The 14,744-nt window shown below is 71.7% G+C and carries 15 protein-coding genes and 2 pseudogenes; 13 read left to right on the plus strand and 4 right to left on the minus strand.

All coding sequences use genetic code 11. From position 1 onward, the window contains the following. The first annotated feature begins 10 nt into the window (after nt 1-10). Genes H4W80_RS58930 through H4W80_RS58940 form a run of 3 tightly spaced genes read left to right on the plus strand, consistent with a single transcriptional unit; the run spans nt 11 to nt 2,817 of the window. Complete coding sequence (locus H4W80_RS58930) at nt 11-973, plus strand: ABC transporter permease (protein WP_225964290.1); 963 nt, start codon at nt 11-13, stop codon at nt 971-973. Beyond that, nucleotides 970-1,782 (plus strand): ATP-binding cassette domain-containing protein, encoded by an 813-nt coding sequence (locus H4W80_RS58935; RefSeq protein WP_192792990.1) that lies wholly within the window; start codon nt 970-972, stop codon nt 1,780-1,782. The genes H4W80_RS58930 and H4W80_RS58935 overlap by 4 nt, the downstream gene beginning before the upstream one ends. 24 nt (nt 1,783-1,806) lie before the next feature. Next, on the plus strand, nt 1,807-2,817 hold the full coding sequence (locus tag H4W80_RS58940) for a LacI family DNA-binding transcriptional regulator (RefSeq protein WP_225964291.1): 1,011 nt from the start codon (nt 1,807-1,809) through the stop codon (nt 2,815-2,817). Here H4W80_RS58940 and H4W80_RS58945 read toward each other — a convergent pair whose 3' ends face one another. Then, on the minus strand, nt 2,818-3,546 hold the full coding sequence (locus H4W80_RS58945) for an SDR family NAD(P)-dependent oxidoreductase (RefSeq protein WP_192792992.1): 729 nt from the start codon (nt 3,544-3,546) through the stop codon (nt 2,818-2,820). Nucleotides 3,547-3,668: 122 nt separating this feature from the next. Between H4W80_RS58945 and H4W80_RS58950 the strand changes: the two genes are divergently transcribed. From H4W80_RS58950 to H4W80_RS58965, 4 genes are read left to right on the plus strand one after another with little or no spacing between them, the layout of a single operon-like run. After that, entirely contained in the window at nt 3,669-4,763 is a 1,095-nt protein-coding gene (locus tag H4W80_RS58950; RefSeq protein ID WP_192792993.1) for a glycerophosphodiester phosphodiesterase, read from the plus strand. Nucleotides 4,764-4,818: 55 nt separating this feature from the next. Further along, nucleotides 4,819-6,219 (plus strand): tetratricopeptide repeat protein, encoded by a 1,401-nt coding sequence (locus H4W80_RS58955; protein ID WP_192792994.1) that lies wholly within the window; start codon nt 4,819-4,821, stop codon nt 6,217-6,219. Nucleotides 6,220-6,258: 39 nt separating this feature from the next. Further along, a complete protein-coding gene (locus H4W80_RS58960) occupies nt 6,259-7,086 on the plus strand; it encodes a PIG-L family deacetylase (protein WP_192792995.1) in 828 nt (275 codons plus the stop codon). 25 nt (nt 7,087-7,111) lie between these two features. Continuing rightward, nucleotides 7,112-7,816, plus strand: a complete 705-nt coding sequence (locus H4W80_RS58965; protein WP_192792996.1) for a crotonase/enoyl-CoA hydratase family protein — start codon at nt 7,112-7,114, stop codon at nt 7,814-7,816. A 55-nt stretch (nt 7,817-7,871) separates the two neighbouring features. Here H4W80_RS58965 and H4W80_RS58970 read toward each other — a convergent pair whose 3' ends face one another. Next, nucleotides 7,872-8,051, minus strand: a complete 180-nt coding sequence (locus H4W80_RS58970) for a hypothetical protein (protein WP_192792997.1) — start codon at nt 8,049-8,051, stop codon at nt 7,872-7,874. A gap of 134 nt (nt 8,052-8,185) precedes the next feature. Between H4W80_RS58970 and H4W80_RS58975 the strand changes: the two genes are divergently transcribed. Both H4W80_RS58975 and H4W80_RS58980 read left to right on the plus strand, forming a co-directional pair. Continuing rightward, nucleotides 8,186-8,560: a YybH family protein gene (locus tag H4W80_RS58975; protein WP_225964292.1), complete on the plus strand. Its 375-nt coding sequence runs from the start codon at nt 8,186-8,188 to the stop codon at nt 8,558-8,560. Between the two features lie 128 nt (nt 8,561-8,688). After that, a complete protein-coding gene (locus tag H4W80_RS58980) occupies nt 8,689-9,051 on the plus strand; it encodes a VOC family protein (RefSeq protein WP_192792999.1) in 363 nt (120 codons plus the stop codon). 195 nt (nt 9,052-9,246) lie between these two features. Here H4W80_RS58980 and H4W80_RS58985 read toward each other — a convergent pair whose 3' ends face one another. Further along, complete coding sequence (locus H4W80_RS58985) at nt 9,247-11,181, minus strand: hypothetical protein (RefSeq protein WP_192793000.1); 1,935 nt, start codon at nt 11,179-11,181, stop codon at nt 9,247-9,249. A gap of 86 nt (nt 11,182-11,267) precedes the next feature. On the opposite strand from H4W80_RS58985, the pseudogene H4W80_RS63260 reads away from it, so the two are divergent. The 3 genes and pseudogenes from H4W80_RS63260 to H4W80_RS58995 all read left to right on the plus strand — a co-directional run. Then, nucleotides 11,268-11,534 (plus strand): annotated as a pseudogene (locus H4W80_RS63260) (Rrf2 family transcriptional regulator); the annotation flags it as partial. A gap of 120 nt (nt 11,535-11,654) precedes the next feature. Continuing rightward, nucleotides 11,655-12,017: pseudogene (locus H4W80_RS58990) on the plus strand (ferredoxin reductase domain-containing protein); the annotation flags it as partial. Between the two features lie 97 nt (nt 12,018-12,114). Continuing rightward, complete coding sequence (locus H4W80_RS58995) at nt 12,115-12,861, plus strand: hypothetical protein (protein ID WP_192793002.1); 747 nt, start codon at nt 12,115-12,117, stop codon at nt 12,859-12,861. A 175-nt stretch (nt 12,862-13,036) separates the two neighbouring features. Here the strand turns inward: H4W80_RS58995 and H4W80_RS59000 are convergent, their stop codons facing one another. Then, complete coding sequence (locus tag H4W80_RS59000; protein WP_192793003.1) at nt 13,037-13,579, minus strand: LGFP repeat-containing protein; 543 nt, start codon at nt 13,577-13,579, stop codon at nt 13,037-13,039. 166 nt (nt 13,580-13,745) lie between these two features. Here H4W80_RS59000 and H4W80_RS59005 point away from each other — a divergent pair, with 166 nt between their 5' ends. Continuing rightward, on the plus strand, nt 13,746-14,492 hold the full coding sequence (locus tag H4W80_RS59005; protein ID WP_225966477.1) for a Stf0 family sulfotransferase: 747 nt from the start codon (nt 13,746-13,748) through the stop codon (nt 14,490-14,492). Nucleotides 14,493-14,744: the final 252 nt, after the last annotated feature.

The raw sequence follows: 14,744 nt of genomic DNA on the forward strand, positions 1-14,744 counted from the left end.
CATGGCCGTCATGGAAGCGACGCTGCCGCGCCGCCTGATCTCGACGCCCGTCGCGGGCCCGCTGGCCGCGCTCGTCCTGGCCTGCGCGTTCTTCGCGCTCAGGACCGACCAGTTCCTCACCGGCCCGAACTTCTCGCTGATCATCCAGCAGGTCATGGTGGTCGGCACGCTGGCCATCGGCCAGACGCTGATCATCCTGACCGCGGGCATCGACCTGTCCAACGGCGCCATCATGGCGTTCGGCGGCATCGTGATGACCAAGCTGGCCGTGGACAGCGGCCTGCCGCCGGTCCTCGCCATCGTCGCCGGGCTCGCCGTGTGCTCGGGGTTCGGGCTGGTCAACGGGTTGCTGGTGACACGGATCTCGTTGCCGCCGTTCATCGTGACGCTCGGCATGCTGAACGTGGTCTTCGCCCTGACCCACATCTACTCCAACGAGCAGACGGTCACGGACCTGCCGCCGGTGCTGACGTTCCTCGGCCAGACGTTCCAGGTCGGGCAGACGAACGTCACCTACGGCTCGCTGCTGACGATCCTGCTGTTCCTGCTGTTCGCGTACCTGCTCGGCTCCACGGCGTGGGGCCGCCACGTGTACGCGCTCGGCAACAGCCCCGAGGTGGCCCGCCTGACCGGCATCAGGACGCGCCGGCTGACCATCGGCGTCTACACGCTGGCAGGCTTCGTGTACGGCATCGCCGCCCTGCTGCTGGTCTCGCGTACCGGAGTGGGCGACCCGCAGGCCGGGCAGACCGACAACCTGGACAGCATCACCGCGGTCGTCCTGGGCGGGACGAGCCTGTTCGGCGGCCGCGGCCTGGTGATCGGCACGCTGGTCGGAGCGCTCATCGTCGGGGTGTTCCGCAACGGGCTGCAGCTGATGGGCGTACCGTCGATCTACCAGACGCTCATCACCGGCATCCTGGTGATCCTCGCCGTCGCCGTCGACCAGCTCTCCCGCAGGAGGAACCGATGACGACCCCCGTACTCCAGGCCCGCGGCCTGGTCAAGCGCTACGGTCACGTGACCGCGCTCGACGGCGCCGACTTCGAGCTGATGCCCGGCGAGGTGCTCGCCGTCATCGGCGACAACGGCGCCGGCAAGACCAGCCTCATCAAGGCGCTCACGGGCGCGCTCCAGCCCGACACCGGCGAGATCCTGCTCGACGGCAAGCCGGTGCGCTTCCGCGACCCGCTGGAGGCGCGCAGGCAGGGCATCGAGACCGTCTACCAGGACCTCGCGGTGGCGGCCTCCCTCGACATCGCCACGAACATGTTCCTCGGCCGCGAGCTCCGCAAGCCCGGCCTCCTCGGCAGCGTCTTCCGCATGCTCGACAAGAAGCGCATGCGCGAGGAGTCCGCCCGGCACATGGCCGAGCTCAAGATCGGGCTGCGCTCGCTCACCCAGCCGGTCGAGTCGCTGTCCGGCGGCCAGCGGCAGGGCGTGGCCGTGGCCAGGGCGGTGGCGTGGGCCACGCACGTCGTGGTCATGGACGAGCCCACCGCCGCGCTCGGCGTCAAGGAGTCCGGCCAGGTGCTCGACATGATCAAGCGGGTCCGCGACGGGGGCACGCCGGTCGTGCTGATCAGCCACAACATGCCGCACGTGTTCGAGATCGCCGACCGCATCCACGTGCAGCGCCTCGGCCGCCGGGTCGCCCAGATCAAGCCGGGCGACCACAGCATGGCCGAGGTGGTGGCCATCATGACCGGCGCCCTCCAGGTCTCGGAAGGCAAGGCGGTGGTGGCGGACCAGGGCGCGGCGGAGGCTATCGGGTTGTCCTGATGAGCGGCCACTAACATGGGCGCAATGCGGCGTCCGACGATGACAGATGTGGCGCGTGAGGTCGGCGTCACGGCGAAGACGGTCTCGCGGGTGCTCAACGACGACGGCCCGGTCGCCGTCGAGACCCGCGAGCGCGTCATGGAGGCCGTCAGGAAGCTGGGCTACCAGCCCAACCTGATGGCCCGCAACATGCGGGTCGGCGCGCGCGACGCCGCGATCGGCCTGGTCATCCCCGAGATGGGCAACCCGTTCTTCGGCACGGTCGCGGGCGGCATCGAGAGCGCCGTCCGCGCCCGCGGACTCACCCTCATCGTCGGCAACTCCAGCGAGACCGCCGACCTGGAGCAGTCGCTGATCGCGACGTTCCTGGCCCGCAGGGTGAGCGCGCTCATGGTGGTCCCCTCGGCCACCAGCGACCACCGCCACCTGCGCAACGAACGCGTGGCGGGCCTGCCCATCGTCTTCCTCGACCGGCCGGCCGTCGGCCTGACCGCCGACAGCGTGGTCAGCGCCAACCGGGAGGGCGCCAGGGCCGGCGTCGCCCACCTGATCGCCCACGGCCACCGCAGGATCGGCTTCGTCGGCGACGTGCCCGCCACCCTCTACACCCGCCGCGAGCGCTTCCAGGGCTACCGCGACGCGCTCGAAGGCGCGGGGCTGCCGTTCGACCGGGGCCTGGTGGAGACCGGCCACGACCAGGAGGCCGCGGCCCGGGCCACGATGCGGCTCTTAGCCCTCGACGATCCGCCGACCGCCCTGTTCGCGGGCAACAACCTGGCCTCCACGGGCGCGGTGGTGGCGCTGTCGCGGGCCCGCCGCAAGGACGTGGCGCTGGTGGGCTTCGACGACCTGCCCCTGGCCGAGTGCCTGGACCCGCCGCTGACGGTCGTGGCCCAGGACCCGGCGCGGATGGGGGCGGCGGCGGCCGAGCAGGTGCTGGCGCGGCTGGACGGCGACCGCTCCAAGGCCCGCAGGACGCTGGTGCCCACCCGGCTCGTCGTCCGGGGCTCGGGCGAGCTGCCCGCTCCCGGGTAGCTAGCGGGGGTAGGCGCCGCCGTCCAGGCTGAGGACCTGGCTGGTCAGATAGCCGTTGCGCAGGACGGCCAGGGCCAGGTCGGCGACCTCCTCCGGACGCCCGAAGCGGCCGACCGGAAGGTGGCTCGGGCTCGCCGTGGCCGGGAGCATCGCGGTGTCCTCGATCAGGGCGGGCGCCAGCGCGTTGACCGTCACGCCGTGCGAGGCCACGCGGGCGGCCAGGAAGTGGAGCATGCCGTGCAGGGCCGCCTTGGAGGCGGCGTAGTGCGGGCCGACGATGCCGCCGGTGAAGGCCGCGATCGACGACATGAACAGCACCCGCCCGTACCCCCGCGCCGCCATCCCCGGCAGCGACTGCTGCGCCAGCAGGAACGGTGCGCGCAGGTTGACCGCCATCGTGCGGTCCCACGTCACCGCGTCCACCGCCGTGTACTCCTGCTGGATGGCATAGCCGGCGTTGGAGATCAGCAGGTCGACGGGCCCGAGCGCGTCGGCCGTGGCGCGCAGCAGGGCGACCGGGACCTGCGGGTCGGCCAGGTCGCCCGGGAGCGCGACCGCGTCCACGCCCGCGGCCCGTGCCCGCGCCACCAGGTCGTCGGCGTGCTCGGAGCGGGTGCCGTACGTGAAGGCGGTCCTGACTCCCGCGGCGATGAGGCGGCGTCCGATCGCCTGCCCGATGCCCCCCGACGCGCCGGTCAGCAGGGCCACGCGGCCAGTGAGTTGGGTCATGCCAGCCAGTCTTCCCCGTGACACAGGCGTTGACGGCACGTTGGAATGGGGCGTTTCCGTACGTCTTCCACTGTGTGCTCACGCGTAACTCGCGGTCCACCTGGGCGGTCTACGGTGCGCGCATGAGAATGCGCAGGTTACTCGCGAGTGTGCTGGCCGCGACCGTCGCCGGCGGTACCGTCGCCGTCGTGCTGACCCAGACGACTCCCGCCACGGCCGACCGCCGCGGCCACGCACCCATCGTGATCGGCCACCGGGGCGCGAGCGCCCACCGGCCCGAGCACACGCTCCTGTCGTACGAGACCGCCATCGCCATGGGCGCCGACTACATCGAGCCCGACCTCGTCTCGACCAAGGATCACGTGCTGGTCGCCAGGCACGAGAACGAGATCTCCGGCACGACGGACGTGTCCGCGCACCCGGAGTTCGCCGACCGGCGCACCACCAAGACCGTCGACGGCCGGCCGGTCACCGGCTGGTTCACCGAGGACTTCACGCTGGCCGAGCTGAAGACGCTGCGCGCCAAGGAGCGCGTCCCCGACCTGCGGCCGGACAACACCGCGTTCGACGGGCTGCCGGAGATCCCGACGTTCGAGGAGGTCGTGAAGCTGGCGCAGGAGCACGGCGTCGGCGTCTACCCCGAGACCAAGCACCCGACGTACTTCGACTCCATCGGCCTGTCGCTGGAGGAGCCGCTGCTGGACGTGCTCAACCGGTATCACGTGCGCAAGGCGTACATCCAGTCCTTCGAGACCGCGAACCTGCGCGAGCTGCGCGCCAAGACCCGCCTGCCGCTGATCCAGCTGATCACGTCCGGGGGCGCGCCGTACGACTGGGTCGCCTCCGGGAGCACCCGCACCTACGACGACATGGTCAAGCCGGACGGGCTGCGCGAGGTGGCCTCCTACGCGAACGGGATCGGGGTGGACACCCGGCGCGTGGTGCCCCAGGACGCCTCGGGCAAGACTCTCGAACCGACCACGCTGGTCGCCGACGCGCACCGGCGCCGGCTGGACGTGCACGTCTGGACGGTACGGAACGAGAACTCGCAGCTGCCCGCCGACTACCGGCTCGGCAACCCGGCCAGCCCCGTCTACCCCCGGGCCACCGGGAACGTGATGGGGTGGCTGTCGAAGCTGGTCGACCTGGGCATCGACGGCGCCTTCTGCGACGACCCCGCCATGGGCAGGGCCGTGGTGAGCGGGCGGCAGGCGTAAGGACGCGTGCGGCGCCGCCCCTATTCCCCACCGGATCAGTGGGTACATTGGTCCGGTGAGGAACGACCAGCACGGCCTGGCGATGACCGGGGCCGGCGCCGCCGCGGCGCGGCACTACGACCGCGCGATCGACGAACTGCTGCACCTGCGGGTGGAGGTCGCCACCGAGACCAGGGCGGCGCTGGCCGAATCGCCGGACTTCCCGATGGGCAACGTCCTGAGCGCCTACCTCGGGCTGCTCACCACCGAGGCCGATGACGCGCGGAAGGCGCGGGCGCGGTTCGGGGCGTTCCAGGACAGGATCGACGAGTCGTCGCTGCTGCCCCGCGAGCGCGCCCACGTGGCGGCCGTGCGGGCGCTGCTCGACGGCGACTGGCTGACGTGCGGGCGGCTGCTCGGCGAGATCACCGTGGAGCACCCGCGCGACGCCCTGGCGCTGGCGGCCGGGCACCAGGTCGACTTCTTCACCGGCGACGCGCGCTCGCTGCGCGACCGGATCGGCGGGGCACTGAACGCCTGGCGGGAGGACGACCCGCACTTCGGCCACGTGCTGGGGATGTACGCCTTCGGCCTGGAGGAGGCGGGGCACTACGACCGGTCGGAGGAGGCCGGGCTGCGGGCGGTCGAGCTGAACGCGCGCGACGTGTGGGGCATCCACGCGGTCGTGCACACCTACGAGATGCAGGGGCGGTTCGGGGAGGGGCTGCGTTACTTCGACGCGCGGCTCCCGGACTGGTCCACCGGAACGTTCTTCAACATTCACAACTGGTGGCACTACTGCCTGTACGCGCTGGAGGCGGGTGACGAGGCGCGGGCGCTGGCGATCTACGACTCGGTGCTCGCGGGCGGGGAGACCTGCATGGAGCTGCTGGACGCCGCCGCCCTGCTCTGGCGGCTCCACCTGGAGGGCTCCGAGCAGCACGAGCGCTGGCGCGCCCTGGCCGACGCGTGGCCGGGCAGGGTGGCCGAGCCGTTCTACGCCTTCAACGACATGCACGCGGTCATGTCGTACGTGGGCGCCGGGCGGGTCGGGGAGGCGGAGAAGCTGATCGCGACGCGCGAGGCGTACGTGCTGGAGCCGCGTCCCGGCGTCACCAACCGGGACATGACGCTCCGGGTGGGCCTGCCGGTGTGCCGCTCGCTGGTGGCCTTCGGGCGGGGCGACTACGACGCGGTCGTGGACCTGCTCTATCCGATCAGGCACCGGGTCAACGAGTTCGGTGGCAGCCACGCGCAGCGGGACGCCGTGCAGAAGACCCTGCTGGAGGCGGCCCTGCGGGCGGGGCGGCGGGACATCGCGCGGGTGCTGGTGAGCGAGCGCGTCAGCGTCCGGCCGTGCAGCCCGTACAACTGGCTCAAGCAGGCCGCCCTCGCCGACGAGCTGGGGGAGCGGGGCGCCGCCGCGGCCGCCCGCCTGCGCGCCGGCGAACTGGCCCGCACCGGCGGCCGTCCCTAGCCCGGGAACTGTCGGAGGCGGCGGGTAGTGTTTGCGGCCATGGAACGGCAACTCACCCTGATGGTCGTACACGCACACCCCGACGACGAGTGCCTGAGCACCGGCGGCATCCTGGCCCGCTACACCGACGAGGGCATCCGCACGGTCCTGGTCACCTGCACCAACGGTGAGCAGGGCGACGGCCAGGGCGGTGTGAAGCCGGGCGAGGAGGGCCACGACGACGCCGCGGTGGCCGAGCTGCGGCTGGCCGAGCTGCGCGAGTCGGTGTCCCACCTGGGCATCGACCACCTGGAGCTGCTCGGCTACCGCGACTCCGGCATGGAGGGCTGGGACGCCAACGCCCACCCCGACGCGTTCGCCAACGTGCCGGTCGAGACGGCCGCCGCCAAGCTGGCCGCGTTGATGGAGCACTACCGGCCCCAGGTCGTGGTGACCTATGACGAGACCGGCGGTGGCGGTTACGGCCATCCCGATCACGTCCAGGCCCACCGCATCACGGTGGCGGCCGTCGAGCAGACCGGCATTCCCGACAAGTTCTACTACACGGCCATGCCTCGCTCCGGCATCAAGCAGATGTTCGAGATGATGCGGGCCAACGGGATCGACCTCGGCGGCTTCGAGCCGTCCGACGACTTCGGCACCCCCGACGAGCGGGTCACCAGCGTCGTCGACATCGCGCCGTTCGTCGAGCGCAAGCTCAAGGCGCTCAGGGCGCACGAGAGCCAGGGCGAGAACATCTTCCTGCTGCGCATGCCCGAGGAGGTGCAGCAGCAGGCGTTCTCGCACGAGGCGTTCGAGCGGAAGCTGTGCAAGGTGGACGCGCCCGACCACGAGGAGGACCTGTTCGCGGGACTGCGTGACGGCTAGCCTCCAGAACATTATTCTAAGCCCTATGGGCTCACTCGTCAGCTATCAACTGAAGGACGCCGTCGCCACCATCACCATGGACGACGGCAAGGTGAACGCGGTCTCGCTCCAGCTGCTGGCCGAGCTCGGCGCCGCCCTCGACCGGGCGGCCGCCGACTCGGCGGTCGTGCTGCTGGAAGGCCGGGAGGGGGTCTTCTCGGCCGGGTTCGACCTGAAGGCGCTCGCGGCGGGCGGCGAGGAGGCCCTGACGCTGGTGCGGGGCGGGTTCGAGCTGGCCGAGCGGCTGCTGTCGTTCCCGACGCCGGTGGTGGCCGCCTGCACGGGGCACGCGGTGGCGATGGGCGCGTTCCTGCTGCTGTCGGCCGACTACCGGGTGGGCGCGGCCGGGCCGTACCGGCTGGTGGCCAACGAGGTGGCGCTGGGCATCACGATGCCGCACGCGGCGGTGGAGATCCTCCGGCAGCGGCTGACGCCCGCGTGCTTCACGCGGGCGGTGCTGCTGGCCGAGACGTTCTCACCCGACGACGGCGTGGCGGCCGGATTCCTGGACCGGGTGGTGGAGCCGGCCCGGGTGTCCGACGTGGCCCGCGAGACGGCCGAGGCGCTGACCGCCCTGAACATGAGGGCGCACGCGGCGACCAAGGCGCGGGCGCGGCGGCGGACGCTGGAGGCGATGCGGGCGGGGATCGCCGGGGAGCTCGGCCCGGGGGCGAGCTGGCCTCCGGCGTAACCGGGGACCCTCTGCTGGGGTAGTCCTTGTCGGCGTGGGCAGGCCGGCTGGGTGATCAGCGCGCAGTCTCGGAGGTCACGGCGCGGCCGAGGAAGGCGAGGAGCCGCTGGTGGGCGGTGGCCCCCGACGGGCCGGCGGTGCTACGCCTGGTCATCGCCCTGTCCACGGCGGGGCAGGACGGCCTGCGGCGCGCGACGCGTTCCTCGCCGCGCTGGTCGACCGCCTCCTGTCCCACAAGTGACCACGATCGTGATGGCTCGACGGACAGACGATTCCTACCGGCGCGTGCCCGTACAGCAGCCGCGACCGCGGGCCGAAATGTGATATGATCATTTTGTCATGGATAGTCATGACAAACTTCAGCCTCAGATGCTTCTCGCCGGAGCCCCCGACGGCCCCGCGGCCGGCTTCGTCGCGGCCATGAACGCCGGTGATCCCCAGGCGATCGACCACGTCTACGAGGACGGTGCCGTCCTCGTACCGGTGCCCGGCCATCCCGTCACCGGCCCCGCGCGCCTCGCCGCCAACCAGCACCTGCAGAGCTTCGGGCTGCCGATCGAGGCTCGTCCGAGGCACTCGTACGTGGCCGGCGACATCGCCCTGCTCATCGTCGACTGGTCCATGCGCGGCACGGCACGCGACGGCACCGAGATCGACATGAGCGGCACCGCGACCGACGTCGTCCGCCGCGGCCCCGACGGCCGATGGCGCTACGTCATCGACAACCCCCACGGCACCGCCTGACCAGCTCAGCCGCCGAAAATCGGCGACATGGTCCCGCGCCCACGAGCCCATACGGCTGAAATGCGCGCCAGGAATTCGTCGGTCTGCGCGGGGCCAGAGCTGGTCCGGTTCTACAGAAAGGGATATCTATGATCACCCATATCAACGTCGCCGTCATGTACGTGGCCGATCAGCAGCAGTCGGTGGATTTTTACGTCGACAAGCTCGGCTTCACCAAGACCGTCGACGCCGAGATGTGGCCAGGCGCGCGCTGGGTGGAGGTCAAGCCACCGAATGGACAGACCTCGATCACCTTGCACAGCGCGGAGGCGTTCGGTAAGAAGCCAGGCGAGGGTGCCTATCTCACCTTCGCCTGCGATGACATCGACGGGACGGTGCGTCAGTTGCGCGAGGTCGGCGTCACCGTGACCGACCCGGTGGAGGAGGCCTGGGGCACCTACATCAAGGCCACCGACCCGGACGGCCACGAGGTCATGATCTCCAAGAAGTGACAGGCGAGGGGCAGATCCCAAGGAGGTGTTCTGCGAAGGCCGCCGCCACCCGATCGTCCCGTGCCGGCACCTGTGGCCTCCCAGCCAACGCACCATCCCCGCCCAGGCCCTGCTGAACGCACACCACGACCCCGCCCGGCACGTCCGGCGGGGTCTTTCACGCGGCTCCATCACCATTGTGAACGTCGCGTTCAGTCAGGTCCGGCGGAGGAGAGCGGAGGCCGCGTCGGCGCTCGTGACGAGGTCGAGCCGGCCCCAGCGGACGGGCCAGGAGAAGCGGCGGCCGACGGTCCAGGCCAGGACGGCGTCGAGGTCGTCCGGGGAGTTCAGGCGGTCCTCGTCGGCGATCACCAGGGCCGCGGCGGGACCGACGGCGGGGTCGGCGATGGCGCACCACGAGGAGTCCGCCAGGGGCGTCAGGGGAAAGGCGTCCGCCCGGAACATCCCGTGCAGGGTCGCGCAATCGTCGTCGAGCGGACTCCGTTCCGGGTCGAAGTAACGGCCGAACACGAAGTCGCCCAGCACGGCGCCGGTGAAGGCGCCGACGAAGCGGAGCGTCTGCGCGCCGATCAGCGCGAGCACCCCGTCCGCGCCCCACAGCACCGCCTCCGTCCCGTCCGGCGTCTCGATCGACCCGACCAGGGCCGGTTCGCCGCCCAGCGACCAGACCTCCGCCCGCCCGTCGGCGGTCAGGCACGCGCCGAAGTCCCCGGCGCTCTCCCAGGCCCAGGGGCGCTCCTGGCCGTCGTGGAAGTACCGGCCGATGCGCCTCGTGGTGGCGATGGGCAGGTGGTACCGGTGCCGGCCGTACGCGTCGAGGACGTCGACACCGCCGCCGTCCTCCACCACGACCGCCAGCCGGGCCTCGGCCCCGCGCATGCCCCAGTGCAGCGACCCCTCGGCCTGGGCCACGGGGTCGCCCACCGGCCGCCCGGTGCCGGCGTCGAAGACGGTCAGCCGGCGCGGGCGGCCGGGCGTGAGCGCCGCCGCGTACCGGTCGTCCGGGCTCCACGCGACCGGGCCGGCGGTCAGCGCCAGCCAGCGCATCCGCCCGCCCGGGAGATCGACCACGGCGGCCCACGTGTCGTCGTCCCCGAGCAGCCGCCCGCCGTCACGGGACCAGCGCACCCGGCGGAAGGAGAAGTAGTCGTCCTTGAGCCGCTCCTTCGCCTCCTCCGGCAGCGGTTCGGTCAGCATGGCCGGCTCGGGGCCCGTGTTGTGGTGGCGGTAGTCGTTGTAGAAGACCTTGCCCTGGTCCAGCGCCGCGACGCAGCCCATCATCTCGTGCTCGCTGCTCATCGAGATGTAGGCCCGGCGGCCGTCGGGGGCCAGGGCGAAGACGGCCGCGGCGTCGTACCCGTCCGTCACGTCCGCGCTCCCGTACGGGTTCGTACGCGCGCCGAACGGGTCCCACACTCCGACGTTGTTCGTGCAGAACGCCAGCGCGACCCGGGTGCCGTCCGCCGACCACTGCACGGTGTCGCGGCGGCCGGGCCAGCCGACCCCGTACATGACGTCGATCGTGTTGACGACGCGCCCCGTGGCCATCTCCCACACCTGCAGCGGACCGGTGCCGTCGTAGTCGTCCTTCGTGAGGCCTCGGCCCGTGGCGAGGTAGCGCCCGCACGGGCTGAGCGCGTAGTCCTGGAAGCCGCCCCCGAACCTGGTGTACGGGTGCCGCAGCCGCGCCCCGCGCTCGCGCAGGCGCTCGGTGGCCAGCAGGTGCGCGCCGGTGACCCCGTGCCGCTCCTCCACACCGGCCAGGAGGTCACGCAGCGGGAGCAGGTCCCGCTCCGGCTCGAACGCCGACCAGTCGGTGTCCTCCAGGAGGTCGAGCAGGGCCGCGGGATCGTCCCGCACCGCTTCCAGATCGGGGAAATCCCCTGAACCCGTACGCCCGGCCGGCGCCAGCAGTTCCGTCACCGGCAACACCGGCACGCCCAGCCGCTCCGCCGCGCGGACGCGCTCGTTCGGGTAGCTGCCGTCGTACCCGTCGAACACGATGTCCACCGAGCGCGACACCTCGTCCACGACGCTCGCCCCGGCCTTTTGGAGCCGCGCCTTCAGCTTCGCGGCGGACTCGGTACGGAAGCTGCCCGCCACGACGACGGTCCTGCCTCGAAGATCCATAGCTGGGGAGGATAGACGAAGCCGGCCCCAGCCTCGAAGCGCAGCAGATCGCCGTACCACTGCGGGACACCGCCTACGGTGGGTGCATGCGCCTGACCGCCTTCACCGACATCTCCCTGCGCATCGTGATGCGGCTGGCCGTGGCGGATCCGCACGACCTGCTGACCACGCGGGTCGCGGCCGACCTGCTCGCCGTCCCCTACACCCACGCCGCCAAGGCCGTGGCGAGGCTGAGCGAGCTGGGCGTGGTGGAGGCCAGGCGCGGGCGGGGCGGCGGGTTGCAGCTCACCGCGGCCGGGCGCGAGGCGACGGTCGGGGGCCTGCGCCGCATCACGGTCAAGCGGGCCGGCGACGGCGAGGTGTCCAGCCTCCTGCACGCCACCGCCGGGGAGGGTGTCGAACTGACCCTGTCCGCGCCGTTCGGCGACGTGGCGCTCGACGGCGGCGAAGCCCCGCTCGTGCTCGTCTCGGCGGGCATCGGCTGCACCCCGATCACCGCGATGCTGGAGCACCTGGCGCTCACCGGCGACCCTCGGCGGGTCCTGGTGCTGCACGCCGACCGTTCCCCGGCCGCCCACGCCCTGCGCGCGGACATGGAACGCCTGGCCGACGCCCTGCCGGGCGGGGAGCGGATCTTCTGGTACGAGGAGGGCCACCCCCGTACGGGGAGGATGTCCCTGGAGGAGGTGGACATCCCGGCGGGCGCGGTCGTCTACATGTGCGGGCCCGTGCCGTTCATGCGGGCGGCGCGCGGCGAGCTCATCGCGGCCGGGGTCGCGCCGCGCGACATCCACTACGAGGTGTTCGGCCCGGATCTGTGGCTCGGCGCGGCCTGAAGGCAGGTCTGAAGGTAAGCGGCAGCCGCTGATCACGAAATCGCGGCATTGCGTGACCGGCGCGAACAGGAGTGTCCGGGGCAGGGTCTTAGGAGATGTGCGCCGACTCACGCTCCTCGTCCTGGCATCGCTGCTCACGCTCACCGCGTGCACCGCCGACCCGGCCGTACGGGACGCGCAGGATCATCTCGACCAGGTCGCCGACCAGCTGAAGGCTTTCGACCCGTGGGTTCCTGAGGACGTCGGCTACTACCTCACGCAGGACGAGGAATATCTCACGGTTTACGACGTCTCCGGCGATGGCCGCGATGACCCGGGACGCGTGCGGATCAAAGTCCGCGGAAGAGACCGCACCCCCCGGGGCCCCATGGCTCCAGCAGATGTTGTGCCGCCCGGGGCGTCGGTGTCCCTGTGCTTCGACTTGGAGGTGATGCTCCAGCACCCCGTACGGAACGATGCCAGGGTCACCGAAGCCGACCGAAGGGTGAACGTCACCGAGATCGACTGCCCTGAAGGCAAGCCCGGCGTCTTCCGCCCACCGGCTGGGCTGCCGGCCCAGACCTATCCGTGGCTGCAGAAGCACCTGCCCACGACTCTCGATCTCGAGGCCGCCCGCCGTGCGGTGCGTGCCCTGAACCTTGATCCACGGATCCGCCAGGACGTGGCCGTGTTCGACGGCAAGATCGGCATCGCCCTGCGGGAGCCGGACGGGGACTGCCTGTTCGCCCGGGTGTGGCCTTCGACCGTGCAGGTCTGGAGCCCGTGGCGGTCGTGGGCGGCTCCCATGTCGCCCTCCGAGCGCGCCTGCAGCGCCGCCCAGGCGGCGAGCGGCTACTCCTACTGATCAGTGGCCGACGCTCTGATAGTGGTCGAGCTGACGCCGCCAGACAAGGTATGCCAGCACGATCAGCATCACTCCCACCAGCGGGGCGGCCAGCGCACCGATGGTTGCCGAGCTCGACCAGGACGACGCTCGCCGGCGCGTACGCCACGAATTGGTTTCATGGCCCCGGCGGGGCCTAGCTGGAGGTGGCCGAGACCCAGATGGTCCACCCCTGGCGGCAGGTGTCGGAGGGGAACTTGTTGTCGCAGCCCATGACGCTGAAGCTGACCCGCTTCCCCGCGCCGGGGTAGACCACGAGACGGCCGCGCGTACGCGGCTGGTCCTTCAGTTTCAGCTCGCCCTTCAGCCCGCCGCTGAGCGTCACCCTGTAGTAGTCGTAGTTGAAGGGAGTGCTCGGCCCCCAGCGGAAGACCAGGCCGTTCCTGCCGTTGACCTTGGCGGAGTAGGCCGCGACGATCATTTTCGGGCCCTGGTCCGGCGACCAGGCGATCTGGCCGTCGTCGAAGTTCTGCCGGCGGCCGTTGCGGTTCGGCACGCCCCGCTCCTCGTCGGTGGCGCAGCCGATGATGGCGTTCTCCCCGCCGAGCGAGCGCCAGTAGTCGCCGATCAGCCCGTACGGCTGGATCTGGCACGAGCTCGCGGAGGCCGGCTGGGCCACGAGGGCCGACCCGGCCACGACCATCGCGGCGGTCGCCGCGATGCGAAGTGTCTTGTTCATGTCTTCCTGCCCTTCGGGAACGATCTCTGCCTCGAAAGTAGGCAGGATCGGGCGGGGCGGCATGAGTAGGGCCTACTCATTTCCCGAGGGAGGCCGCACCGGTGGGTACGACGCGTAATCGGGTTGCGGGGGACCTGTCTGATCGTTTTACCTGGACGCCGTGACCATGCCGACCGTGGACTCGTACTTCGTCTGCGCCACCCCGCGCACCGGCAGTTCCCTGCTCCTCGGGCTGCTGGCGTCCACCGGGGTGGCGGGCAGGCCGCAGGCGTACTTCCGGGAGCCCGACGAGCAGCTCTGGGCCGGACGCTGGGGGCTCACGGCCGCCGCCGGCTACGGCGAGTTCGTGCGGGCGGCGCTGGCCGCGGGCCGGACGGAGAACGGCGTGTTCGGCGCGAAGCTCATGTGGGGGACGCTGGACCACGTGGTCGGCAGGCTCGGCCCGGTCCACCCCGGCCTGGCGGGTCAGGACGTGCGGCTGCTGGAGCGGGCCTTCGGCCGCACGCGGTTCGTCTACCTGCGGCGCGACGACGTCCTGGCTCAGGCGGTGTCCTGGTCGCGCGCCGAGCAGACCGGCGCCTGGTACGTCGGCGGCTCCGGCGAGATCGGCGGCGCCGAGCCGAGCGGGCGGGAGCCCGGCTACGACGCCGTCGAGATCGGGGCGCTGATCGAGCGGATCGATGAGCACAACGCCGCGTGGGAGCGGTGGTTCGCCTCGTGCGGGGTGCGGCCTCACCGGGTGCGGTACGAGGACCTCGACGCGGACCCGGCGGGGGTGACCCGGGAGATCCTCGGCTTTTTGGGCCTCGACCTGCCCCCAGGACGCGCGATCGTGGCCGGCCATCGGCGCCAGGCCGACGAGCTGAACGCCGCCTGGATCGAGCGCTACCGCCGGGAGTCGGCCCGATCCTGAACGCCCCGCAACCCCGGGCGCAGGCAGGAGGGCGTCGGCGCCCGCCGGGCCGCCGGGGTCGGGAGCCGGCCCGGGTGCTGGGCCTGCTCAAGAGCACGGTGCGGCGCTCGCTGAGGATGTTGCACGAGGCCGGGTGGATCGGGTCCGGCGCCGCTGCCCGAGCTCGCGCCGTACGCGGACACGACGATCATCGACCCCGGGGCGCTGGGCGCCGAGCCGGTGGCGGTCCGGGAGCGGGGCTGCGCGGAGAGT

The organism is Nonomuraea angiospora (genome assembly GCF_014873145.1).
Classification (GTDB): Bacteria; Actinomycetota; Actinomycetes; order Streptosporangiales; family Streptosporangiaceae; genus Nonomuraea; species Nonomuraea angiospora.

Bases quoted from the DNA above. Each gene is read 5' to 3' on its own strand.
- H4W80_RS58945 (WP_192792992.1), bottom strand. From the start codon at position 3,546: ATGACCCAACTCACTGGCCGCGTGGCCCTGCTGACCGGCGCGTCGGGG.
- H4W80_RS58930 (WP_225964290.1), top strand. From the start codon at position 11: ATGGAAGCGACGCTGCCGCGCCGCCTGATCTCGACGCCCGTCGCGGGC.
- H4W80_RS58965 (WP_192792996.1), top strand. From the start codon at position 7,112: ATGGGCTCACTCGTCAGCTATCAACTGAAGGACGCCGTCGCCACCATC.
- H4W80_RS59000 (WP_192793003.1), bottom strand. From the start codon at position 13,579: ATGAACAAGACACTTCGCATCGCGGCGACCGCCGCGATGGTCGTGGCC.
- H4W80_RS58960 (WP_192792995.1), top strand. From the start codon at position 6,259: ATGGAACGGCAACTCACCCTGATGGTCGTACACGCACACCCCGACGAC.
- H4W80_RS58940 (WP_225964291.1), top strand. From the start codon at position 1,807: ATGCGGCGTCCGACGATGACAGATGTGGCGCGTGAGGTCGGCGTCACG.
- H4W80_RS58975 (WP_225964292.1), top strand. From the start codon at position 8,186: ATGCTTCTCGCCGGAGCCCCCGACGGCCCCGCGGCCGGCTTCGTCGCG.
- H4W80_RS58980 (WP_192792999.1), top strand. From the start codon at position 8,689: ATGATCACCCATATCAACGTCGCCGTCATGTACGTGGCCGATCAGCAG.
- H4W80_RS58950 (WP_192792993.1), top strand. From the start codon at position 3,669: ATGAGAATGCGCAGGTTACTCGCGAGTGTGCTGGCCGCGACCGTCGCC.
- H4W80_RS58935 (WP_192792990.1), top strand. From the start codon at position 970: ATGACGACCCCCGTACTCCAGGCCCGCGGCCTGGTCAAGCGCTACGGT.
- H4W80_RS59005 (WP_225966477.1), top strand. From the start codon at position 13,746: ATGCCGACCGTGGACTCGTACTTCGTCTGCGCCACCCCGCGCACCGGC.
- H4W80_RS58985 (WP_192793000.1), bottom strand. From the start codon at position 11,181: ATGGATCTTCGAGGCAGGACCGTCGTCGTGGCGGGCAGCTTCCGTACC.